The 23,771-nt window shown below is 37.7% G+C and carries 14 protein-coding genes; 2 read left to right on the top strand and 12 right to left on the bottom strand.

Annotated elements, in window-relative coordinates; translation table 11 throughout:
* Positions 1–17: 17 nt before the first annotated feature.
* Positions 18–1,667 carry a sulfatase family protein gene (locus tag ALPR1_RS08380; RefSeq protein ID WP_050776380.1) on the bottom strand — a complete coding sequence of 550 codons (1,650 nt, stop codon included), beginning with the start codon at positions 1,665–1,667 and terminating at the stop codon, positions 18–20.
* A 107-nt stretch (positions 1,668–1,774) separates the two neighbouring features.
* Positions 1,775–3,340: an arylsulfatase gene (locus ALPR1_RS08375; protein WP_008199925.1), complete on the bottom strand. Its 1,566-nt coding sequence runs from the start codon at positions 3,338–3,340 to the stop codon at positions 1,775–1,777.
* A gap of 366 nt (positions 3,341–3,706) precedes the next feature.
* Here ALPR1_RS08375 and ALPR1_RS08370 point away from each other — a divergent pair, with 366 nt between their 5' ends.
* A complete protein-coding gene (locus tag ALPR1_RS08370; protein WP_153231781.1) occupies positions 3,707–7,816 on the top strand; it encodes a hybrid sensor histidine kinase/response regulator transcription factor in 4,110 nt (1,369 codons plus the stop codon).
* A 67-nt stretch (positions 7,817–7,883) separates the two neighbouring features.
* Here the strand turns inward: ALPR1_RS08370 and ALPR1_RS08365 are convergent, their stop codons facing one another.
* Together ALPR1_RS08365 and ALPR1_RS08360 are read right to left on the bottom strand one after the other, a co-directional pair.
* On the bottom strand, positions 7,884–9,635 hold the full coding sequence (locus ALPR1_RS08365) for a RagB/SusD family nutrient uptake outer membrane protein (RefSeq protein WP_161599222.1): 1,752 nt from the start codon (positions 9,633–9,635) through the stop codon (positions 7,884–7,886).
* A gap of 51 nt (positions 9,636–9,686) precedes the next feature.
* Positions 9,687–12,857, bottom strand: coding sequence for a SusC/RagA family TonB-linked outer membrane protein (locus ALPR1_RS08360; protein WP_008199919.1), 3,171 nt, complete (start codon positions 12,855–12,857; stop codon positions 9,687–9,689).
* 371 nt (positions 12,858–13,228) lie between these two features.
* On the opposite strand from ALPR1_RS08360, the gene ALPR1_RS08355 reads away from it, so the two are divergent.
* Positions 13,229–13,957, top strand: coding sequence for a DUF4397 domain-containing protein (locus tag ALPR1_RS08355; protein ID WP_008199917.1), 729 nt, complete (start codon positions 13,229–13,231; stop codon positions 13,955–13,957).
* Positions 13,958–14,120: 163 nt separating this feature from the next.
* On the opposite strand, the gene ALPR1_RS08350 is transcribed toward ALPR1_RS08355, so the two are convergent.
* The 8 genes from ALPR1_RS08350 to ALPR1_RS08315 form a co-directional block, all read right to left on the bottom strand.
* Entirely contained in the window at positions 14,121–14,504 is a 384-nt protein-coding gene (locus ALPR1_RS08350) for a VOC family protein (RefSeq protein WP_008199915.1), read from the bottom strand.
* Between the two features lie 134 nt (positions 14,505–14,638).
* The gene (locus ALPR1_RS08345) at positions 14,639–16,096 is read right to left on the bottom strand and encodes an outer membrane beta-barrel protein (protein ID WP_040302663.1); all 1,458 of its coding nucleotides are present in this window, start codon (positions 16,094–16,096) and stop codon (positions 14,639–14,641) included.
* Positions 16,083–16,631, bottom strand: a complete 549-nt coding sequence (locus ALPR1_RS08340; protein ID WP_008199911.1) for an RNA polymerase sigma factor — start codon at positions 16,629–16,631, stop codon at positions 16,083–16,085. Before ALPR1_RS08340 ends, ALPR1_RS08345 begins: the two co-directional genes overlap by 14 nt.
* A gap of 313 nt (positions 16,632–16,944) precedes the next feature.
* Entirely contained in the window at positions 16,945–18,567 is a 1,623-nt protein-coding gene (locus tag ALPR1_RS08335; protein ID WP_008199909.1) for a hypothetical protein, read from the bottom strand.
* Positions 18,564–20,744 carry a hypothetical protein gene (locus ALPR1_RS08330; protein WP_008199908.1) on the bottom strand — a complete coding sequence of 727 codons (2,181 nt, stop codon included), beginning with the start codon at positions 20,742–20,744 and terminating at the stop codon, positions 18,564–18,566. The genes ALPR1_RS08335 and ALPR1_RS08330 overlap by 4 nt, the downstream gene beginning before the upstream one ends.
* The gene (locus ALPR1_RS20260) at positions 20,741–21,910 is read right to left on the bottom strand and encodes a BatA domain-containing protein (protein WP_008199905.1); all 1,170 of its coding nucleotides are present in this window, start codon (positions 21,908–21,910) and stop codon (positions 20,741–20,743) included. Before ALPR1_RS20260 ends, ALPR1_RS08330 begins: the two co-directional genes overlap by 4 nt.
* Complete coding sequence (locus tag ALPR1_RS08320; RefSeq protein WP_008199903.1) at positions 21,910–22,779, bottom strand: DUF58 domain-containing protein; 870 nt, start codon at positions 22,777–22,779, stop codon at positions 21,910–21,912. Before ALPR1_RS08320 ends, ALPR1_RS20260 begins: the two co-directional genes overlap by 1 nt.
* Positions 22,766–23,764: an AAA family ATPase gene (locus tag ALPR1_RS08315; protein WP_008199901.1), complete on the bottom strand. Its 999-nt coding sequence runs from the start codon at positions 23,762–23,764 to the stop codon at positions 22,766–22,768. Before ALPR1_RS08315 ends, ALPR1_RS08320 begins: the two co-directional genes overlap by 14 nt.
* Positions 23,765–23,771: the final 7 nt, after the last annotated feature.

Raw genomic sequence — 23,771 nt, 5'->3', positions numbered from 1 at the left:
GATTCTTAAATGTTTCATTACTTTTTCTCTATTGTGATGGCATTTCCTCCATCTTTCATTTGCTGATAGGTTTCTATTTTGGATAGGTCCTGAAAATCCGAGGCATTTACCCAACCAAAATTTACTTTTTCACCGCTCATATATCGCTCATAAAAATTAACTCCACTCTTATCCGAATAAAGATAAGATTCTAGCAAATTCCCATCTCCTTTCATTCTTGGATCTCCCTGCTCAGTCAAAGTAGCTATTAATTCCAGACGCATTTCCTTTAGCTTTTCCTGGTATTTTTCGTCTGAAGCAAGATTATTCAAGCATTCCGGATCATTCGCAATATCATAAAACTCTTCTTCTTCTCTTTTTCCAAAAGACTCTTTCCAGAATTTAAATGTATTGGGTTGATAAATGCTGTTTAAAACAACAGTTTTGGTAGGGCTCCCATCTGTATTTAGATACCCGGTCTCAGGATTTCCTGCTGGCCAGCGATCAGGCTTGAAATTCTTTAAATACAACATTCCATCTTTTACAATTCCTCTGATGGGATACCCCTGATCTTCAGGCCTTCCTACATCATGTCTTTCCTTTCCAATAAACACCTGATTTCTATCCTCAGTAATTTTACCACCCTTTTCTGCGAAAAATAAGTCCGTTAAGCTTTTGCCAGTGATCATTTCCATTCCGGATTGTTCCTCAGAAACTCCTGCCAATTCCAAAAATGTAGGTGCAAAATCTATAAAACTCACAAAATCTTCCACCGTTCTTCCAATGGATTTAATTCCGGCTGGCCACATCACTGCCAATGGAAGATGGTTTGAATATTCGTACTCCTGTCCTTTAACCCTCGGAAATGGCATTCCATTATCAGAGGTCACCACGATAAGTGTGTTTTCCAACTCCCCTGCTGCTTCCAATTGATCGAGCATTTTCCCCAGTTGCTTATCAAAATGCTCTATCTCAAAGGCATAGTCCAATAAATCTGTTCTAACGGAATCTACTTTTGGCCAAAAGGAATAAATGTCCTCATCTTTAATCTGACTGACTTCTTTGCCTCCTTTGGCAATTCCAGAACCATATTCATATCCACGATGGGGCTCCAATCCACCATACCAAAAGAAAAAAGGTTCGTCTTCATTTCTATCCTTTAAGAACACATCAAAGTTTGCTGCATAATCAACATTACTGATATTGGCAGTGGGTGCAGTCAATTTAATTTCACTGTACCTATTAACTAGGAGATCTCTTGCGCTACCGTCTTCATTTTTAGCCACGCCCGGAGCCCATCCTTTACCAGTATACCCTACATGATATCCATGTTCAGAAAGTGATTCTGCAAATGATTTAAATTTAGAGGGAAAATAAGACCAATGATTCGCCCCTTCTTCCAGTTGCCATGAGTTCCTTCCTGTTAGAATATTTGATCTCGAGGGCCCACACTTAGCATTAGGTGTATAAGCATTTTGAAAAAGTATTCCTTCTTTGGCAATCCGATCAAAATTAGGAGTGTTAACCCATTCGCAACCATAGGCGCCCATATGCATATAGGTCACATCATCCATGATTGCGAATAAAATATTGGGTTTTTGGGGATAAGCAACTTCCTCCTTCTGGCATGCAAACATGCATATCAAAAGGAATCCAACAATCGAATAAGCTATTCTTTTCTGGTTCATAAACTTTTACTTTCTTTTCAAAATCACGCCACACCTCTCAACATTGACCAAATAGATTTGGGGTTGATAAGTAGTTTTTAGGAGTAATTCTTTGCCCATTTTCCTAATTACTTTTCAGCTGTAAATCCATTTTCTAAAAGAGGAATTCTAAACATGGGAAGTTCAGATTCTTGATGGGCTATTCTAAAAATGGAATCCGCTTTTGCTATTATTTCAGGATTTAACTCCGCCACATTGTTTTCTTCTCTGATGTCATTTTTTAGATTATACAATTCCAATGTCGGTTCTTTCTTATCTTTCAAATGCTGTCTAACTACTTTCCAATCTCCCATTCTTATTGCTAATTGACCTCCGCTTTCCGGAAATTCCCAGTACAAGAAATCATGTTCTTGTTGCTCACCCTCTCCCAATAAAGTTGGCAAGATACTGATCCCATCATTTTCTATTGCTTGATACCCTAATAGATCAGCAAAGGTCTGAGCCATATCAATATGGGAAGAAATCAATTCTGATTTAGAACCAGCTTTTATTTTCCCAGGCCAACTGGCTATCATGGGAATTCTAATTCCTCCTTCATAAACATGTCCCTTAATTCTTCCACTTTCATTTGGAAAAGGATTTGCACTTTCAAACCATTTAGTATCTGTTCCTCCATTGTAAGTCGGACCATTATCAGATGTGAAAATGATCAAGGTATTATCGTAGATCCCCTCATCTTTCAGTTGCTGGACTAATTTTCCGACGTTTTCATCTAAATAGGATACCATAGCAGCATATGCTGCTCTAGGATTCTTATGTGGAAAATATCCAGCTTGACCCAAATAGGGCTCTTCTTCTCCAAACTTATCTACATAATAATCCACCCACCTCTGAGGTGCTTGGAGAGCCATATGCGGAATCGGTGATGCCCAGTAAAAGAAAAATGGATTTTCTTTATTCGCAGAAATGAATTTGCTCATTTCCTCATACATCAAGTCAGGTGCATAATCTTGCTGAGTGAATTCTTTATAGCTAGACGGATCGTTTGGATCCGCCCCTTTTGGAATTTTCGTCCCAGGAACAACTAACTCATTATCTAAATATTCCCGGTTTTCATTTCGGTAAAGGTGAACAGGGTAATAGGTATGGGCCTGTCGTTGACAGTTATAGCCATAAAAGAAGTCAAAACCCATTTTTGTTGGGATAGAATTGGTCTGGGGAGCACCCAACCCCCATTTGCCTATCATTCCCGTTTTATAACCTGCTTTCTGTAATTGTGATGGAAACAACTTTGTTCCCTCTGGCAATGGTCTTTGGCCTTCTAAAGTGGAATCATTCTCCATTTGCTCAAAATCCCAAACATCTCCTTCTCCTCTTTCCCTCCAAGGGTCATTCCCACGAATATAGGAGTGACCAGCATGTCTTCCTGTCATCAACATATACCTGGCAGGAGCACAAACAGGAGCACCGGTATAATGTTGTGTAAACATCATTCCTTCCTTGGCAAGTGCATCAATATTAGGAGTTTCTATTTTTTGCGAACCATAAGCTCCAATATCAGCATATCCTAAATCGTCTGCCAAAATGTAAATAATATTGGGTTTACTCTGGGCCGACTTCTGCTCCTCTACCTCTGGTTTGCTGCATGCAAAAACTGTAATTAAGAGGGCTGTTTGAAGTAGTTGCTTTTTCATTCTTTATGAATAGATTCCTTGAATACAATCAATTTTTAAAATATAAAATACCCTATGAACTAACACCTTTAAATTTTCACTGCAAGAAAAACTTGAGTGAAATGTCAAAATGCTCAATTGGTATCCCAATGCTTATTTAGCTAAAATTCTGAATTAAAAATGCCTTTTAAAAGCATCAAACAAGCCATTCTACTAATAATGATCAATTTCTCTACCTTTTAAAAAAATTAGTTTATCCGCATTTGGTTAATATTTCTTTAATTTGAGGAAAAGACATTCGCTAATCTACACCTATTCCTCCTACTAATTTGATTTCGCTTTCAAGCGTCAAAGCATTTGTCGATTTTCATCATTAAATTTCAACTTGTGGAAAAGAAAGGACTTCGCTGCACCTTTGCATTGTTTATAGGGACGCTCTTTTGGCTGCTTCCTTTGAAGTTTTCGTACGGCCAAACTGCTTCTAACTTCATCCATTTAGAGAAATCATTCAGCTCAAATTCCCTTATAGAAACGGACCCCTATGGCTATATCTGGATCACAGATAGCGATGGGTTAAACAAATACGACGGCTATGATTTTCAAAATATTCCGCTGAGCAATTTTTTTGGGGAATCCTTTATCAATCGCTCAAAAGTCAAATTTAACATCGATTCCAGAGGCTCTCTTTGGATTGGCACTTTAGGAGGTGAATTGGCAAAAGTTTCTTCTTCAGGAGATGTTAAAGTATTTTCCGATTTCCTTACTTCATTTAATAGTCCCAACATTACTGCCATTGCCACAAAAGGTGACCGTGTAGCGATCGCTACTAACTCGGGATATATTTTTGCCTATGATTATAAGACTGATGAGCTAAAGCAAATAGCAGTTCTACCTCAATATAATGAGGCCTATAAATCAATTCACTTACTGGATTTTTCTGATGAAAACCAACTTTGGATAAGTACCAGAAGTTCTAAAATCTTTGGTTACTCTTTTACAAGCGATGAGCTTCTGGAATTACAAACTCCACTAAATCAATCCTTGGTGGATTTACCGTTACTTACCCATGATCAAAAAGGAAATTTGTGGATTTCCAGTGAAAACCAAGGCTTTTTTAAGTACAATATAGCAAGTCAAGAGTTCAAGCATTTTGACTATAAGGTCAACAACGGGCTTCAGTACCCCATGTTTAGGTCTATTTATGCTGATATGTCAGGGAAAATTTGGTTAGGATCAGATGGAGATGGGCTTTATTTATTTAACCCTGAAAATGAAACATTTACCAATTTCTCACATTCGATCAATAATCAATTTTCTTTAGCCACCAATACCGTTTTGGAGATTAAAGAAGACATGTATGGAAATATCTGGACCGTCCAGAAGTGGGGCCTAATCGATATTCTCCCAAATTATAGAAAAAGTCTAGAGTATTATATCGGTTCAGATGATGAAACTCCTACTGCAGTCATTTCTGTTCTCAAGGCCAAAGATGGAACCCTCTATTTTGGAAATGACGGAAATGGAATGACCAAAGTATCTCCAAAAGGAGAAAGTATTTCATATGATTTCGAGAAAAAACCACCCTACTTTTTTCAGGGAAGGTATGCCCAAACGATGATCGAAGATGTGGATTCCAATATCTGGATTGGCACCTATCAAAATGGTTTGTTTATCTATAACCCTAAAAACAACCAATTCACGAAAAAAGAAATATCTGACAATCAAGGATTGGCCACTTATGATGTTCGAAAACTGTACAGGGACAAACAAAACAGGATTTGGGCTGCCTCCAATTTAGGCATCCATGTCTTCTCCCCAAATGGTGAAAAAATGGCATTTTTTGCTTTCAGTGGCCCATCCGGATTAGTTGGATCGATTTCAGATTACATAGCTGAATCCCCAAACGGTGAAATTTGGGTCGCAACCTACCATGGTGGCCTTTTTAAATTCCATGAAAATAAAGACGATTTAACGCAGTCAACCTTCCAGTTGATTCCTTATTTTGACCAAACGGAAGATGATAATTACGATTATTCCATCAGTTCCTTTAGTACAGTGGGTGACAACATCTGGATCCGAACTCTATCCGGATTTATCATCAAACTGGACACTAAGAATTTAACTTTTCAATCTTATGCTAATCACAAAAGTCTAAAAAACTTAATTATTTCTGAGGTAAAAGTAGATCAAGAAACAGGCTTACTTTGGCTGAGCACCTTGGATGGGATTTATTCATTTGATCCTATCAAGGAAAATCTTACTGCATTTGACCAATCTGATGGGGTTAGACAAATGCGATACCCTAGAAGAAGCATCTATGTAGATGAATCGGGTAAATTTTATTTCATGGGTTCTTTAGGTGTTACAGCTTTTTATCCTAGCTCGCTACAAAAAAGTGAAAATCAAGCACAGCTATTTATCAAACGAGTTGAAGTTCTGAATAAACCAGCACAGTCTATCATTCCTGAGCAACTGAAAGATGGATTGGAAAATTTTAATAAACTGGATTTAAAAGCAAATCAGTCCTCCTTTAGTTTTGAATTCAGTGCCATTGGAAACACATTGAATTCTGACTTTAGATATGAATATAGATTAGTTGGATTTAACGATGAGTGGATAACTCCCACAAGTTCCCATCAAGCGATTTACACTAATATTCCAGCTGGTAATTACACTTTTGAGGTGAGGGCTGGTTCCAAAGCTGGAGTTTGGAATATCCCTGTCAAACAGGTTGAAGTGTCAATTGCTCCGTACTGGTGGAAATCAAACCTGGCCTATGCTTTCTACTTTTTGCTATTCATACTTTCAATCATCGGACTTTATTATTGGATAAACTTCAAGAATAAAATTATCCGTGAAGAATTAGTTTACAATCAGGAAAAAGAGCTCTATGCACTCAAAATGAACTTTTTTGCTAAAATGTCACATGAGATCCAAACTCCTTTGACTTTAATTCTGGCTCCTTTGAAGGACATGGTCAATAGAGCTACCCAAAATGGAAATAAACTTTTAGAACAACGTTTAAAAATTATTCAAAATAACGCGGAAAGGCTTTCGAGGATTTCCAACGATTTGATGACTGTTCGGGATAAGGAATTGAAGAAACTGAAACTGCAGGTAGAGAAGAAAGATATTTTTCAGGAGCTAAAAAAAATCGGTTTCTCATTCACTGATCAAGCAGAATTTAAGGACATTCAATTTCATCTGGAGATTCCGGATCAGGAAGTTATCGTTTGGTACGATTACAAGAAGATCGAGCACATATTTTACAATCTCTTATCCAATGCTTTTAAGTTTACAAAAAGAGGCGGGGAGATTTCATTTTTAGCTGAGTTCAGTCCCAAAGAAGATTTATTGAAAATCTCAGTGAGCGATTCCGGTGTCGGCATTTCTGAAAATGATAAAAGTCAGATTTTTGAAATCTACTATCAAACCGCCTCTGGTAAAAGTAAAAATGGAATGGGGATAGGTTTGGCATTGACCAAAGAACTGGTCGAATTGCATCATGGTACTATTTCTTTGGAGTCTGAAGAAAACGTTGGGACCACTTTTGTGGTCACAATCCCAACAAATGAAAGCGCCTATTCTCAAGACGAAAAGATGGTTGAAGCAGACATTGTTCCTGCAGACAATCTTGAAATACAAGAACCTGACCCAGGGTTTTCAGAAAAAAAACACACTAAAAAAGCCAAAGAAGATCTACCAAAAATCCTGATTGTGGAAGACAATGTGGAAATGCAGATATTCTTACAAGAGTATTTTCAAGACCAATACCAGATTGCTTTGGCGGATAATGGTAAAGTTGCTTTAGAAATTGTCAATGATTTTATGCCTGAAATAATTATTAGTGACTTAATGATGCCCATTATGAATGGGATTGAAATGAGTAAAGTATTGATCAAAAACAATTTGACCTCCCATATACCCATCATACTTTTGACCGCCAAAAACAACACTGAATCCAGAATGCTTGGACTAAGTAGTGGTGCGATTTATTATATCCAAAAACCATTCAACCCATTGGAATTATCAATTCGAGTAGCCAATCTGTTGGAGCATAAAAGGAAGACTTTTGCTAGGGTAAAAACCTCCGTAGTAACCGAACCGGAAATGGATAAAATGAAATCAAAGAATGATATTTTTATTGACAAGTTGGTGTCGGAACTCAACGATCAGATTGAAAATACAAATTTCAAATTAGAGGATTTAACTCAAACTATGCACATGAGTTATTCTGTGATATTCAGAAAATGCCAGGAGATCACAGGTAAAAATCTTTTGGAGTTTTATAGGATTCTCAAATTAAAAAGAGCGGCTTCCTTGATCATAAAAAATGGGTATAGAATATCGGAAGCAGCCTATATGGTGGGATACAATGATTCTAAATATTTTTCAAAATGCTTTAAGGAAGAGTTTGGCAAAACCCCTGCACAATTTAAAAGAGAAGCTAAATCGGGAGATCCTGAAAAAATCCTTGAGGAACTCACCAAGTTATAAAAAAAATCCTGAGAGAGCCTCTCAGGATTTTAACCCAAAATTATCTATCCTATAAACAATTTTCTATTTAATACCCAGGATTCTGTACCAGGTTGGAATTATCTGCCAATCGGTTGATCCCAAAGGGCAAATAGTATCGATTAGGTTCGAATACACGGATCTGATTTTCTGCATTTTTCAAAGTGATCACATACTTATCTGTCTCCAAATTGTATTTCAAAATGATCCCTTGAGTTCTGAGACTTAACTTCTCCTCTGCCAATCTCCATCTCACCAAATCAAAATATCTATGTTCTTCGAAACATAACTCCACTTGGCGTTCATGACGAATATCCTCCAAAGTGATACTTTCGAATAATGGCATAGAAACCCTGTCTCTAATTTGATTGATCGCATCCATCGCCTCCGATGCTTTGGCCAATTCCATTGCGGCCTCAGCGTAGTTCAATAATGTTTCCGCATATCGGTAGACAATAAAATCCTGCCCAGAACTTCCGTACTGAGGAGTCAATGCGTTATCGTCTACTCTCTTTCTCAACAATAAACCTGTGTTAACACGATTTCTTCTGGGAGCGGCTCCAGGGAAACTTTCCCCATCGATCGTGGTGAATGTCTGGCCTTCAGACGTTGACTCTTTCATGGTTCCATTGTCATCATAAATTGTTGCCGAATGGAAATACACTTTTTTCCCTTGAAATGGAGTTCCTTGATAAAATACTGCCGCTCTGAATCTGGGGTCTCGATTTCCAAAAAAGTCATTTATATCCCATTCGGTGGAATTAGTAAATAAACTTCTATCGATCATCCCACTTCTTCCATCTGTGAAGTCAAAAAGCTCCACCATTTCATAAAGTACAGGGAAATTGGAATTCCATGTAGCATTAAATCCAGCTGGGATAGCCAAGTGATCCCAATCATGACCTTTCAAAAATGGCTCGAATACCTCTGCAAAAATCGTTTCATCATTCCCGTCGTTAACGAAAATGGAAGCATAATTCGCTACTTTATCCTCTCCGTCATTGATCAATCTAAACATTCCAGAGTCGATAATTTGCTTGGAAGCATCGTAGCTTTTTTGAAAAAACTCTGCTGCTCTTCCAGAGGGAATCCCCACAACACCATTTGAACTTCCATCTCCATACTTGGCAATACTTGCAGCATAAAGCATCGCTCGGCTTTGTAGCATCAAGACCGTATATTTATCCACTTTTCCTCCTGCACCAGTTTTGGAATCGTCAAAATTCGCTAAGATCTCCTGAGTCTCAGAGTAGATAAAATCATAAACTTCCTCTTCTGAATTTCTGCTTACATACAGTTCTTCTTCTGGTTGATCGGCTGACTGCACCTCTAATACTAAAGGAACTCCCCCGAATCTTTTAACCATTTCGAAGTATTCAAATGCTCTTAAAAACTTTACTTCTGAGATTTTTTCTTCGACAAATTGCTCGTCCAAAGTTTCGCTTTCGGTGATATTTTCAAGGAGATAATTCATATCTCTGACCACGTTATAGTCCCATTCGTCTAAGGCTCCCGGCCCTGTCACTTCTGTAAACTGTCGTGTAGATGTCCCATTTGGCTCCTGCCAAGGTGCAAAACCAATGTTTTCCCCTCCTACGGCATTTTTGGTAGCCATTGATACATTTACCCCTCGCTGAAACCCAATTCTCTGGTATAAATTTGCCACATAAGAATTAGTCAGATTAGGATCTTCAAAGACCTGATTTTCTGAAATAAAATCCGGCTGTTTAGTCAATTCTTCCACGCAAGATGTAGCGAAGGTCAAAATTGCAAAAACTGATAGTATTGATATTTTTTTCATTTTCATTTCTTTTAGAGTGATTTGTTTAACAAATCCAATCATTTCTTCCTGTTAGATACCTATCCGTACACCGAAAGTATATGTTCGTAATACAGGCAAGGTGAAACTTCCCAAAGAATCAGATTGCTCAGGATCAATGATTTTCTTGTAAATACCCAATTTGTTAAATGACAAAAGGTTATCTCCGGACACGTATAAATCAAGGCTTTTAACTTTGATTTTATTGAGTAGCGCTTTGTTGAAACTGTAGTTCAAGACAGCAGATTTCAACCTGATATAGGTAGCATCTTTATACCAAAAATCCGATAGATAGTTGTTCCAAGGTCTGGAACCATTATCGTTAAACGCAGGTAATTCAGCGTTAGGGTTTGACCCTATCCCAGGGTTGGATGGATCCTGAACCCAGCTATATTGGTTATGAATTTTTAATGAAACCGCCTGGTTATCGAATGGATTTCTATAGAAACCATTAACATTCACGTTGAATCTTGAACCACCTTGCCATAAGGTCCTTAGTGAAAACCCTTCGTAAGCAACGCTAAGATTTAATCCGAAATTAATTTCCGGAAGTGCCCCATATCCAATTTGCTGAATATCAAATCGGTTGATAACTCCATCAGGATTACCATCTGGTCCGCTGACGTCCACATAACGAATATCACCTACCTGTGGGCTACCATTGAGTGTTTCAAATGAATGGGAGGAAATATAAGTTTCTAATTCCTGCTGGGAATTAATCAATCCGTCAGTAACGTAACCAAAAGTCCTATTGACAAAATTGCCTGAATTCTGATCTATTCTTACCTGATTGGGATCAGTTACATCGATATCCTCTTGGTACTTCTCATACTTCTGTCTGGCATAGGTGAAATTACCTGCAATATCAAATTTGACCTTTCCAACCTGAGTTTTATATCCAAGATTGAACTCAAATCCACGATCTGATCTGGAATCAAGATTTTGTTGAGGAAGATTGGCTCCAAAAGTAGAAGGAAGACCTTCCAAAGGAATCCTTAGCAATCCTTCTCTTTTTCTATAAAACCCTTCGAAGCTACCATAAACCTGTCCTCTCAAAAAGGCAAAATCAATGCCTGTATTGTATAATGTTGTTTCTTCCCAAGTAATCAGTTCATTAGGTAGACCAACAGTTTGAATAGGAGTAGTCGGAATTCCCTGTGCGAAATAATACACGGTATTCAACTCCGAAAATCCACTTAAATATTCAAATGCAGTATTTCCGACATTGCTATCAATCCCTGTTTGAGAATAGCTCACTCTCCATTTCAACTGATCAATAAAACTGTTATTCATCAAGAAATTTTCCTGATGCATGTTCCATCCTGCAGAAATAGAAGGGAAATAACCCCATCTCACTTCGGGAGAGAATTTGGAACTAGCATCAGCTCTTAAAGTAGCCTGAAGCAAATATTTCTCATCAAAAGCGTAGTTTAACCTACCAGCAAAACTGATTCGTGAATATTCTACAGGGACACCATTTCCTCCAGTAGTAGTCAATGCATCATCTCCTGCAGAGATTTGAGGAATATTTGGAGAAAGTAAATTTCTACGTTGTGCAAAAAGGGTATTGTCCTCATTTTGCTCTTTTTCGGCAAATGCTAAAAATCCTATTTTATGCTTTTCATTGAAAATTTTCTGGTAATCTAAATAGACTCTGGATAAAATCCTTCTTTGAGGATCTCCATAATATTCCTTTCTGAAATTATTGTCACTGACATTTCCTCTGAAGATATATTCATCTGTTTCAGGAACATATTGAAACACATCGTAAGGCTTATTCAATCGCTCGTTGTATAGCTTCCTAAATCTTGCATTAACTTTACCTCCCAAAGTCAATCCAGGTACGAATGGGACATTGTACTTCAATTCGAAAGCTGCTGCTATAGTCTCTAATTTGGTTAGGTTATATCCTGAAAATTTCTTTTGGGTTCCTGCTCTTGGAGATCTTTCTGTAAATCCACTGTAAGGAACTCTATCTGGGTCTGGTAATTCTGTTTGAAAAAATGGTTGTGCAGTTCTAAGCGCTGTCCAGATGGCACCTGTTCCATCTGCAGCATAATCACGGGTTTCGTTGATATAAGAAGTAGTAATACTTAAGACTAAGTCTTTAGAAATATCTGCATCTAGGTTATTGGTGATATTAAATTTTTTGTAATCGTAATCACCATTGAAAATCCCATCTTGATTTAAAACCCCTGCAGATACATAGTATCTTACTTTTTCAGATCCTCCTCTAGCACTGACATTATGTGAGGCGATTTTAGAGCCACCAGTTCGGATCAGATCCTTCACCCAATCATAACTTTGGCGCGTTCCGTTTCTATATTCCTCAAGAAATTCCTCTGTAAATTCTCCATAATTTATTTCTTTCGAGGGATCTGTAGGATCATATTGCCTGTTGAAAGCCCCTGCACGGGACATCTCCAAATATTCTGCAGCGTTGGATTGCTCAGGAAATACAGTTGCCTGTTGGAATCCAATATATCCATGGTAATTCACATCTGTTACCCCAGCTTTTCCTCGCTTAGTAGTCACAAGTATTACCCCATTTCCAGCTCGGGCTCCATAAATAGCAGCAGATGCATCTTTTAAAACTGTGATTGTCTCAATATCATTGGGATCCAATCGATCTAGATAAGACTCTATACCATCGACTATTACTAGTGGTGATCCAAATCCTCTGATACTCAAATCTGAATTATCTGCACCTGGCAAGCCTGGGTTTTGATTGGTTAATAAACCAGAGGCATTCCCTGCCAAAAGGTTCTTCACATTAGTTGCCGGAATCTGTACATTTTCGTCCATCTTGACAACGGATACTGCACCGGTAACTTCAGATTTCTCTTGGGTACCGTACCCTACTACTACGACTTCGTCAAGTTGAGATTCATCCTCTCCCAAAGTCACCTCAATACTAGTCCTTCCATTTACAGAGATTTCTTGGGATTCATAACCCAAAAAACTAAACACCAATACCGCATCACTGGGAACTGTAATACTATACTTCCCATTAGCGTCGGTTGCCACTCCATTGATAGCACCACTTTCCTTACTTGATGCTTCAATCACGTTTACTCCAGGCAAACTTAATCCTGAAGCACCATCTATTACCGTTCCCGAAACTTGAATATCCTGTGCGTATACATGTCCAACACACAAGAACAGGATCAACAACAAATAATACTTTCTAGTAAAATTTTTCATACGTTGTTTTATGATTTACTGGTTAAAATAACTACTGAAATCAAACCCAATCACTAGTTAATAGCGATGACTAAAACGATTTCAATGTAAATTTTGGAGTTTTATTAGGCCCGGAACAGTGAACAATTGATCAAAAAAGGAAGGTATTCTTGTTTTTGAATGGCTTTATTTGGTTTTTAGAGGTGATTTAAAACTTTTATCATAAGAAAAAGCTTAATCACCTATGATAATTTCAAAATCAAATAGAGTCCCAGCAGTTTATACTTTCATTAAAACCGGAACCGTGTTTTTTTTAAAAAAAACCTTCATCTCTTGAAGCGTTTTGAATTTTGCCTGCGTCTCGGTAGAGTAAAAAAATTAAACCATCTAATATGTTTAACAAAGTAAAAAACTGGTCAAAAAATCGCTTTAAAGTACTACTTTCCTTGGCAGTAATTGGAGCTACTTTTACTTTAACAAGTTGTCTTGATGATGACAACAACACCCCATTACCTCCGGCAGGATATGTATTGATTTATCATGGTTCTCCAGATGCTCCAGATACGGACATTTATGCAGATCAAAACAAAGTCAATAATTTCCCAATCAGCTATACGCAAGGGTTAAGTTATAGCCCATTTTATATTGGCGAGCGTACATTTAAATTTACCAATGTGAATTCTTTGAGCTCTTTCCTCCAGAAAGATTTCATGGTCAAAGCAGACAGTGTTTACTCCTTATTTCTGGTAAACAATTTTGATAATGTGGATGCAATCATGATTCCTGACAATTGGGGTGAAACAACGAATGAAACTTCTCAATTTAGATTAGTGAATATTTCTCCTGATGCAGGAAGTGTCTCTTTAGAAATCACGGGGGAGAACACTGATATCGTGACAGACCTAGCTTCTTTAGAATCTAGTGATTTCCAGGAAATGGAAAGCGGAGTTTATGACTTCGTCGTAAAATCAACTACGAGCGGTGAGACTTTGGTTTCTGCTACAGACATTGAGTTGAGAGGAAATAGAATTTACACCCTAATTCTTAGAGGCTTGGTTTCTGCAACTGATGAAAAAACAAAACTAGATTTGCAACTAGTAACAAACTACACCAACTTTTAATAGGTAGGTCAAAAACTTAAAAATCCCCGTGGAGAATATCCGCGGGGATTTTTTTTTGCTTTTACAGGGTGTAGTATTGTCACTTGACAAAGAGATCAATTAACAAGAGAATTTTTCTCAAAGTAAAATGAGCCTATTAAGACGAGTGTTTGAACTTTAAGGCTTAGGATTTATCCTCCTGAACTAAGGAAAGGATATTTCCCGCAGGGTCTTTAAACCATGCGATTAAATGCTCGTCTTTCCTACAAATCCCGTTGGCGTCAGTCTGGATATTCCCATCATAAGCTTCAAAGACAACCCCTTTTTCACTTAAACTTTGGACTGCCTCCTCAATATCTTCAACGCAAAAATTAAGTATGGTAAAGTTTGCAGGTTCGTGATTGCCTTTGGAATAAACAAGTACTTGATTGTCCTCTTGAAATTTAAGGGAAAGTAATCCCATTGGTAATTTTTTCACTTCAACCCCCAAGACTTGATCATAAAACTCTCGAGCTTCCTGAAGGTCATCGACGGAGAATCCGCCAAAGGCTTTGGTATGAGTAAACATGGTAAAATAGGTTTATAGATTAATTGATAAAACAATTCAGTTTTATTACAACTTTCTAAATAGCAAAAAAAATATTACTCATTTGTAAAAAAACGGGATAAAATTCCCAGATCAACCTAAATTTTCTTCATTTTTTACTTTTCTCCCCCACCAAACTTCAATTTTAAACTTGCACCAAACATTCCGTAGTTTGATCCAAAACCTGAAATAGATTTAAGTTGATGGTTATAAAATGGCATAACCATGTAGTTTATTTTCTTTGATTCGAATACCTTAAAGTTCACTCCTAAATTTAACGTCGCAAAAGGATAGAACTTTCCTTCCGGACTTGGTAAATCCTGCTGTTGTGAAACAGGTCGAGTGGCTAAAGCAAAGGCACTACTTGAAGAACTCAGCATATTATCCGAATTATTCACAGCAAACTGCTCATTTACTGTCGTTAGTTGCTCACCATTTTGATTAATCGCATACAGGTTAGAAAAACCTGCCTGTACTGAGACAGAATTATTCCTTGTGATGGGGTATTTGATATATACGGGCATCTCTATCTGCACCTGCTGAATATCTTGCTTTTCCACCCGGCTAGTTTTGTATCCTTGTAGGATCAAATCACTCTGAGTTTCATTTTTCTGGTTGAGATAGTTCACTCCCACTCCAGAGCCTAAAGTCATCTTACCTGGAAGCTCAATATCTACTTGCATCCCCAAACCAATGCTAGATGCCGTCATCATCATGTCATTTTGTTGGGATGAGCCAAATCCAGGAGTTACACCCATCGCCAATAGAACTTTCGTTTGTTCCTTTGGTATTTCAGGAAAATCTTTCTCGTCGATAACTGCAGATTCTGCAACAAGCTTTTCTGGAGATTTTTCTTCTGTCCTGTTTTGCTTTCCTTGAGCAATAACAACTTCTTCCTTAAGAATAGTAGTTGCTTCCTCATTGCTTTGAGTCAATTCTGCCAGTTGACTAGAAGTAGTCAATGGCTTTTTCTCCATTGCTTTTGAATTCAGTTCATTAGACTCTTCCTCTTTATTAGTTTGAGCTAAAGCTTTGTTTTCAACTTTGTTAGATTCAGATGAAACCTTATTTTCTACCTGCTTGGGCTTCTCTACAGCATTGTTCTCTACCTCTGGATCAGATGTTTCCGTAGTTTTGGCTTCTGCCAATAATTCAGTACCCATATTGAGAGTTGGAACTTGCGTTGGTTTAGAACCCAGATTCTCTTCTGGATTAATTGATTTATCCTGAATTCGCTCTACTCCTCCCTGATTGAACTGATTCGAATCACTCATTGTAGGCATATCTGGAATTGTGCTTTGTTGTTGGGTTGATTGGTCTGCTAGAATCTCTTTGGTATCTGAGCTTGTAGAATCATCAAGACTCACTTCTGTATTTAGCACCTGATAGACCGCAACCACAGCCAATAAAGTCGCCGCTACTGCACCACTCCAATAGTATAATTTTCGTGTTTTCTTTGCATTCCTATGTTTCTGGAAGCTTTCCCACGCCCCTGCCTCGTAAGGCAAGTTTCCTTCTTCTTGATGTTTTTTCAATGAAGAAGCAATCCATTTATCGGTCTTATCTTCCTTCATATTCTTGTAAATGTAAATGAACCAGTTGACGAAGTTTGGCTTTAGCTCGGGTGAGATAAACACGAGATGAACCTTCAGTTATTCCCAACCTTCCAGCTATTTCTTTATGGCTATAACCTTCCACTTCATAGAGGTTAAAAACGAGTTTTAAATCCTCCTGCAATTGGTTTATTAATTTGATAATATCTTCAAACCCTAAACTCGACAAAGCATTCACTTCGTTTTGATTAGGTATTTCTATTTCTAAGTCTGAATGACTTTGATACTTTTTATTCTTTCTATAATAATCTATAGCGGTATTGACTGTAATACGTCGGAGAAATGCTTTTACCGTCTGGAAACTTTCTACTTTTTTGATAGAGCTAAAAAATTTCAAAAAAGAATCATTCGCTATTTCCAGAGCCAAATCCCTGTCCTTCGAATAGGACAGACTTATCCCCATGACATAGCCATAATATTTTTTATAGAATAATTCCTCGTGTTTGGAGGATCCCCGTTTGCAACCGGAGACCAGTTCCTCATCCGTATAGTTCAATTCAATACGCTATTTCTAAATCAACTAATTTGGCCGCAATTTCTCATTAATTTTCATTCCTCGCCCGCTATTTTATACAACCGATTAATCTATCTAGTGAAATTTTGATAAATGATACATTTTAGATTTCTCACTTATTGCCAACCCATTTTCGATTACCTGACATTTTTCTTTCCTTCTTTCTACAGATTCTTGATTCAGCGTAAGGCCGAAAAAGAACAATAGTAAAGTCAGTCTGAGAAATGTCTTCATGCTGGTTTTTTATACCCTAACGGGATAGGATGAATAAATGCAACAGACATTTAAAAAAACACTATCGAATTCGTGGCTCAAACCATAAAACCCCGAAGCCAATCAAGAAAAGTACTAACCATACCCAATCTGAAACTCTAACCTCAACTGCATTTGGAAGCACTGTTTCAGCTTTCATGGATTGATTTTTTAAGAAATTGGCCAATCTCATTCTTGCACTTACATCTCCAAATTCTTTTTCACCGTAAACTGGAATCTCTAAAGTATCTGAGAGGTTTATCCAACCAGAATCTGATAGCGTGACTTGTGTGAATTGAGAAAAAGGGTTGATTATATCTTGATGAAAAAAGAGTGTATCCCCTCCTATCAAAGTAAATTCATCTGTATTGTTTCTGGAATTAAAAGTCAAAATACTTGATAGGCCTTCAAAAACCGGGGCATCCATTTTCCAATTTTCATCTTCATCGGGATAGAGCTCCCCTAAAATTTCACTCCAAATCAATTGATAAGTTAAGGTATCACCACTGAGGTACATGGGGAAAGATTGGTTGATAAGGCTCATACCTATCTTCTTGCCGCCGACATTTTGAATTGCAACAGCATTTTCCATTAATAACTTCTGTCCTGCTTTAGGAACAAATTGAAATGGTAAAGCTTCCAGGCCAGACTCTAAAACTCTGGATTCTTCTTCAGAAATTTTCTGTACTTCAAAATCAGTCTGATACAATTTATTTAAGTCAGCTGCTTCCTTTTTGGGCTCATAAGAATCAATTAAAAAAGCCGCCATGGCAGTATTTTCAAAATCGTTTAAGGTCTTCTTCGATTTAAGTTGATCAACGTCAGCAATAATGATTCGTACGGAATCCAAGTCTTTAGAAACTGATCGGATTTCACTACTTCTGGAAATTTGAATATTCTCTTTCACATATTCTGATTTTCCAGCTAAAAACTGACCTAAAAAACGAGATTCTGGTCCTGGATAGGAAAACCTTAAGTCATAACTTTTTGGACTGGAAGGAGATGAAAAAAACCGAACCTGCCCTAAGCTCTCATTATTTAATACAAGTTCAAATTCATTTCTACCTATGATTTCCGATGTAAACTGAAGTTCAAAATTTCTTTGCCCAGCATGAATAGAATCTTCTGCAATAATCAACTCCCCTGCTTTTAATATTACACTTGCAGCGCTATCACTACCGGTTTTCCCAATAATTTTCTGAAGTTCACCTTGCCTCACAAAACCTTTCCAAATAATGAACTCTAACCCAACTGAAGAGCGATTTGACAGTAATTGAATCTCTTTTCCAGAAAGTAGATTTAGCTCTACGTCTGAGAATCTACTTCCTACCAAGTACACTGGATTCCCTTCCCCTGAATACTTTTCGATTGAAAGTGATTTCCTAAGGTCTAAGCTATCCCTAAGGTATTTAAGTTCTTCTGAAGTCACATCGTCGGAATAAACTAAAACAGGTTCTGAAGTCAGTTCTGTTTGCCATGTGGGCTGAAAAATAAAACCCAATAGCGATAAATAAATAAATCCATAAATAGCCCCACGTATTATTTTTTGCTGTTTGGTGATTTTTGACTTAAAAGTAAAAACCATTTGAGCCCCCAAAATCGCAGTGAGGAATATCACAAAAACTATTAGCCAAAGGATCGGAAAAGAGGGATCGAATTTTATCATTTAATGTTTTTCCAAAAAGCTTTTTGTAATTCTTCCTCTTGTAAATAAGAAGCCTCTAGAGACTGTCCTGTTCTTGCAATTGGATATAATAACTTCTGTAAATTGGCACGGCTTTCAGAAGATAAATCTCCTGCAGAAAACTGCTGTAATTCCAATAAAACCGACCAATCTTCCAATCCAGTATATTGCATTCTAGCCGTCCAAATCCTTCCAAATTCATTAATCGTTGCCTTATCCATCTCAGTTAATTGATTTTTGGACAACTTCCCTAGAATTTGAGCTGCTAGTGGTTTTAAGCCAGCATTCATATTCTTAAGTTCTTTTGATATCTGGTTATCCAGATCTTCAAGATCTCCGCTAAGCCGCTTTTCTTCTTCTTTTATCGGAGGTGGGTCAAAGCCTGTTCGTTTTACATATACTCTTGATTTTTGCTGCACAGATTTCAAATATTCTAAGGCTTTCTTTTCGTAAGGCAGTGCTTTCTCAGGCTCATATAATCTCAAATGAAGCTCAGACTGCCACATTTGCTCCAAAGCCATTTTTAAAGCTCCTTTAGTCGACTCTTCAAAAAACGTATTCTCTTCGGCAGAGTCATGTGAATGCATGAAAGCATTGAGCAATCCTCCTAAACCAGACTCATCTTCTTCCACCTCATTGCTATGGTTTTCATGCGAACTTTCAGGCAATTCCACTGCTGGTAAATCTGCAGGTTCATGCTCACCTTCAGAATCATGGGCATGACTATAGGAAGCCAAAATATCTCCACCTTCGGCAGCAATTTCTCCTCCACCTGTAGAGTTTTCAAATTCCTCACCCAAATATTGGCCATACCTCAGACGAAGTAATTTCTGATCGTAACCAATAGTATTTGACGTCTCATTAAAAGTTTGCTTGGGCATGCTCTTGCGCTCTGCAATCAGCTTTTCAGTGTCTATGATAATTTGCCTTTGGCTCCTAAAATAATCTGGCAAAACAGTAATTGCCATTCCCGCCAATTCCGTTTCTCCTAATCCATTTGCGTCCACATACTTGATGAAATAGGTGTCAGACCTGGAAAAATTTGGTTCAGGGTATTTATTGTCAATGGCTGCCCAATAGTAATACAATTCATCTCCCTGCTGAAAGGCCAAAGCTTCGAAATCTAGTTCCGTCGCTACATTTTCAGACTGAAAACTCCTGTTAATTATATCAATCCGGCTTTCTCTAAATTTGACATTCTCTCCAGAACCTCGAGCCAAAGTGGCTACGAGATAAACTTCATTGACTTTAAAATCATCCGAAATTTTAGCTTTTATAGTCGCCTTTTGAGCATCTTTTTGAAAATGAAATTTGTAGACCTCTTTTTCCTCTGGAACAATGACCGGCGGAATATCTTCATAAACTTCAAAAGGAAAATAGGCAGATTCAAAAACCTTTTCCTCATCTCTATAGGCTCGAATCGCATAGATCCCAGAGCCTTCAGCCCAATCAGAAAATAGGTGTTTTCCAGCTTGGTTTTCAAATGATAATTCCTGGTTTTCAGAATTTACCATTTTGACATCCAGGTCTTTTTCTGAAAAATCAATTTGCCAAGTTATACTCGCCCCTTTGATTGTTTTAATTTCCAGATCACTTTGCTCCTCACTGGCCATACCTGTATAAGAAGGCGGAGTTATTTTTACAGTAAGCCCAGCCAATTCTACTGGAGGAATCTCTGCTTCTTGAGAAATTGTATTTACAGGAACAGAAGAAAGTTTTTGCTCCTCTTGTCCAAAATCCAGGGGGATAAAGCTCATTCCAAAAGCAATGATTGAGAGCAAGCCAAAAATTAAAAACAACTTAAGCCCCCTTTGATAAACCCGTGGTTTCTCATTAGGAATATGGCTATTAACCCGCTCCCATTGAAGGGATTCTGCAAGGTTTCTTTCTTTTTTACCCATCAATTCTAAGCTAAACTCAAGCCCTGGAAATTGCTGATGTAAGATCTTGATGGCATCTTTTTTATGATTTTTAAACAAACCATGAAAGAATGCTGAAATCAAGAAGGCTATGAAAAAAACAGATAACCCAAGAACCCAGGAAGATTGGAATGTATAAAATAACAAACCTGTTCCAGCTCCAACCAAAAAGGATTTCAGAAAGATGTTTATCCAAATTTGCTGCTGGGTTTGAACGATATATTTTTCTAACAAGCTCATAGACCTTTTTTATTAGACCAATACCTTTCAACTGAGAAAGTCAGTAAAAACAATCCCATTAATAATATTACCAATTGGGACTTTTCACCATCACCCTTTTTAGGGTTCACTATAAAATGCTGCTCCAATTGAGCAAGAGAAATTTTGGCATCATTCGGTTCAAAACCAAAAAACATCGCGATTTCTCTCATAAAATATTCAGGCAACTGCCCTTTTTTAACTTGTTCCGAATTTTCAAAATTCAAGTTTTCAGGAATAACTTTCACTTGATTAACCTGCTCAAACTCTTGTTGGTTTAAAACAAAAGCAAGCTTGTCCGGATCATTTTCTTTAATCAAGGCATTGGAAAAAATCAAATTCGCAGAGTCAGCATTTGCCACCTCAACTATAGTAATTTTCATTACTTCCGAGATAGAAGCCAATGCCGCTTTAATAGCCTGCTGATCACTTTCTTTAAGGTCAATAAAATGAGTTAAAAGACTTGATTTGGCACTGATACTTTTTTCATCTTTAATTTCTTCCGATGCAAATGCTGCGAGTCTACCATTCTCACTTTTCTTTAAAACATAGCCTGAATCCAAGCTTACCAAAAATTCTTTTGAAGACTTATTTGAAGAGGCACCAAGATGAATGATAGGCTCAACAGGACTTACAATCTTCTGATCGGAAACATAATTCTGAGAATTGGGGAGATAAATATGAAGTACTTCAATTGGCCCTTCTATTTCATTCAGAGCTTTTTGAATATTAAGGAAGGAGACATCTGAATCTATGGGATCCTCAGTAAGTTCTTGCTTTCCCGGAAGCAGCCAATAAACGTTTTCTCCAAATTTCTGTGCTTCTTCCAGTTCAAATCTAAATTCTTCAAAGATTTGTTTTTCCGGGGCAACCAAATGAATTGTTTGATAATCCTGCTTCATAGGCCAGTCCTTCCAAATTAACTTTGCGAGCATCAACACAAGCAAAACTAGCATCAGGAGACGAAGAAAAAGCAAGAATAACTGATCTAGTCGAATGGATTTAGAGGATTGATTTTCCTTCTCTACAAGCCAAGCCATTGCAGCCCAAGAAATCTGGCTCCCTTTCTTGCCATTCCAAAGGTGTATAGCTACTGGGATGGACAATCCCAACAAACCCCATAACAATATCGGTTGGAGAAATTCCATTAAATAAAGGACCTATTTGCTAAAAACTTTGAAACTACACTGACAATGGGTTCATCGATCGTTTCTTGAATCAGATGTATTTTGGGTTGATGAAGTGCCTCTTTTAAGGTTTTTAAATAATTACCGATTGCAGCATTGTACCCTTTTTTGACGGCTGCACCATCTAGAGTAATCTCTCGATCACTTTCCAAATCCTTAAAAATAAAACTTCCTTTCAGGTCAAATTCCACCTCTTGCTTCCCTAAGAGCTGAAACAAGACGATTTCCTTTTGGGGATGCTTCATTTCCTCCACAATTTCAACCCACTCATTATCCTTTTGTAAAAAGTCGGAAACCAACACAATCAACTCTCGCTGCTTATTTTTCAATAAGGGAAAAAATTGCTTGGAAACCGGCCAAGTACCCGAAGCTTTATCTGACTCTAAATGATATAATATCCGTTGAAAGCTTTTTGGAGAGGGAGCTACTTTTTTTATCAACTCTCCATTTTGAAAGGTGAAAAAGGAAAGGGAATCTCCTTGTAAATGCGCCAAATAGGCTATTGTTGCCAATAAGTTTTTTGCATAATCAAGTCTGCTTATATCTCCCTCCTTATAATTCATTGAACCCGTTAAGTCCAACATCAGAGTGATATGTAAATGACTTTCAGCTTGGGATTCCTTTATCATATATTTCCCCGACCTGGAAAAATATTTCCAGTCTATTCGCTTCGGATCATCTCCTGGTTCATAATACCGGTATTGCTCAAACTCACTTCCAGCACCCACTCGCATACCGAGATGAATTCCTTGCTTGAGTTGCTCGCTGATAATTTTCGCGGACAACTTCAAATTATTGAGTTTGACAATTTCCAGATTACTTGCTTGCATGGACGGGAAGTGAATCTACAATCTGAGTGATGACATGATCTGCTTCTACATTCTCGGCTTCAGCTCTAAAATGCAGCGAAAGGCGATGCCTCAATACTGGAAATGCCAATACTCGAATATCATCAGGAGTTACGGCAAATCGACCCTTGACCAACGCTCTTGCTTTGGCACAAAGAATCAAAGCTTGACCAGCTCGGGTTCCTGCACCCCATTCAACAAACTGTTGGACTGCTTCCACCTGAGAGTCTGCCGGTCTGGTACTTCTGATTAATCGATTGATATGAAGTAATAAATTAGAATCAATATGTACCTGTCTAGTCAAATTTTGAAGCTTTTTAACTTCTTCTCCTGATAAAACCATTTCAGGTTTCCCTGAATAAACTCCGGTCGTTTTCTCCAGTACTTCTAATTCTTCTTGCTCAGTAGGATAAGAGAGCTTGATGTACAATAAAAATCGATCTAACTGAGCCTCGGGCAATGGATAAGTTCCTGATTGCTCGATAGGGTTTTGCGTTGCAATGATTAGAAATGGACTGGGCAAAGGGTGAATTTGACCTCCATAGGTAACCATTTTCTCTTGCATCGCTTCCAAAAGAGCTGCCTGTGTTTTGGGAGGAGTTCTGTTGATCTCATCAGCCAAAACCATATTGGCAAAAATGGGTCCTTTATTAAATTGAAAAAACTTCTTTCCGGTCTCATGATCTTCTTCCAAGATCTCGGTTCCTAAAATATCACCTGGCATTAAATCAGGAGTAAATTGGATTCTTTTAAACTGAAGCTCCATGACCTCAGAAATCGTCTTTACCATCAATGTTTTCGCCAAGCCGGGCACTCCCTCCAAAAGACAATGTCCTCCTGCCAATAAGGTAATAATGATTTCATCAAGCACATCTTCCTGCCCGACAATTATTTTTGCTATTTCTTTTTTCAGCAGTGGAATTTTGGCTACCAATTCCTTGTACTCTGCTAATTCTTTGTTTTCCAATTGAATA

The organism is Algoriphagus machipongonensis (assembly GCF_000166275.1).
In the GTDB taxonomy this organism is placed as follows: domain Bacteria; phylum Bacteroidota; class Bacteroidia; order Cytophagales; family Cyclobacteriaceae; genus Algoriphagus; species Algoriphagus machipongonensis.
This window is presented reverse-complemented; position numbering and strand designations above follow the sequence as displayed.

Bases quoted from the DNA above. Each gene is read 5' to 3' on its own strand.
- ALPR1_RS08380 (WP_050776380.1), bottom strand. From the start codon at position 1,667: ATGAACCAGAAAAGAATAGCTTATTCGATTGTTGGATTCCTTTTGATA.
- ALPR1_RS08375 (WP_008199925.1), bottom strand. From the start codon at position 3,340: ATGAAAAAGCAACTACTTCAAACAGCCCTCTTAATTACAGTTTTTGCA.
- ALPR1_RS08365 (WP_161599222.1), bottom strand. From the start codon at position 9,635: ATGAAAAAAATATCAATACTATCAGTTTTTGCAATTTTGACCTTCGCT.
- ALPR1_RS08360 (WP_008199919.1), bottom strand. From the start codon at position 12,857: ATGAAAAATTTTACTAGAAAGTATTATTTGTTGTTGATCCTGTTCTTG.
- ALPR1_RS08355 (WP_008199917.1), top strand. From the start codon at position 13,229: ATGTTTAACAAAGTAAAAAACTGGTCAAAAAATCGCTTTAAAGTACTA.
- ALPR1_RS08350 (WP_008199915.1), bottom strand. From the start codon at position 14,504: ATGTTTACTCATACCAAAGCCTTTGGCGGATTCTCCGTCGATGACCTT.
- ALPR1_RS08345 (WP_040302663.1), bottom strand. From the start codon at position 16,096: ATGAAGGAAGATAAGACCGATAAATGGATTGCTTCTTCATTGAAAAAA.
- ALPR1_RS08335 (WP_008199909.1), bottom strand. From the start codon at position 18,567: ATGATAAAATTCGATCCCTCTTTTCCGATCCTTTGGCTAATAGTTTTT.
- ALPR1_RS08330 (WP_008199908.1), bottom strand. From the start codon at position 20,744: ATGAGCTTGTTAGAAAAATATATCGTTCAAACCCAGCAGCAAATTTGG.
- ALPR1_RS20260 (WP_008199905.1), bottom strand. From the start codon at position 21,910: ATGGAATTTCTCCAACCGATATTGTTATGGGGTTTGTTGGGATTGTCC.
- ALPR1_RS08320 (WP_008199903.1), bottom strand. From the start codon at position 22,779: ATGCAAGCAAGTAATCTGGAAATTGTCAAACTCAATAATTTGAAGTTG.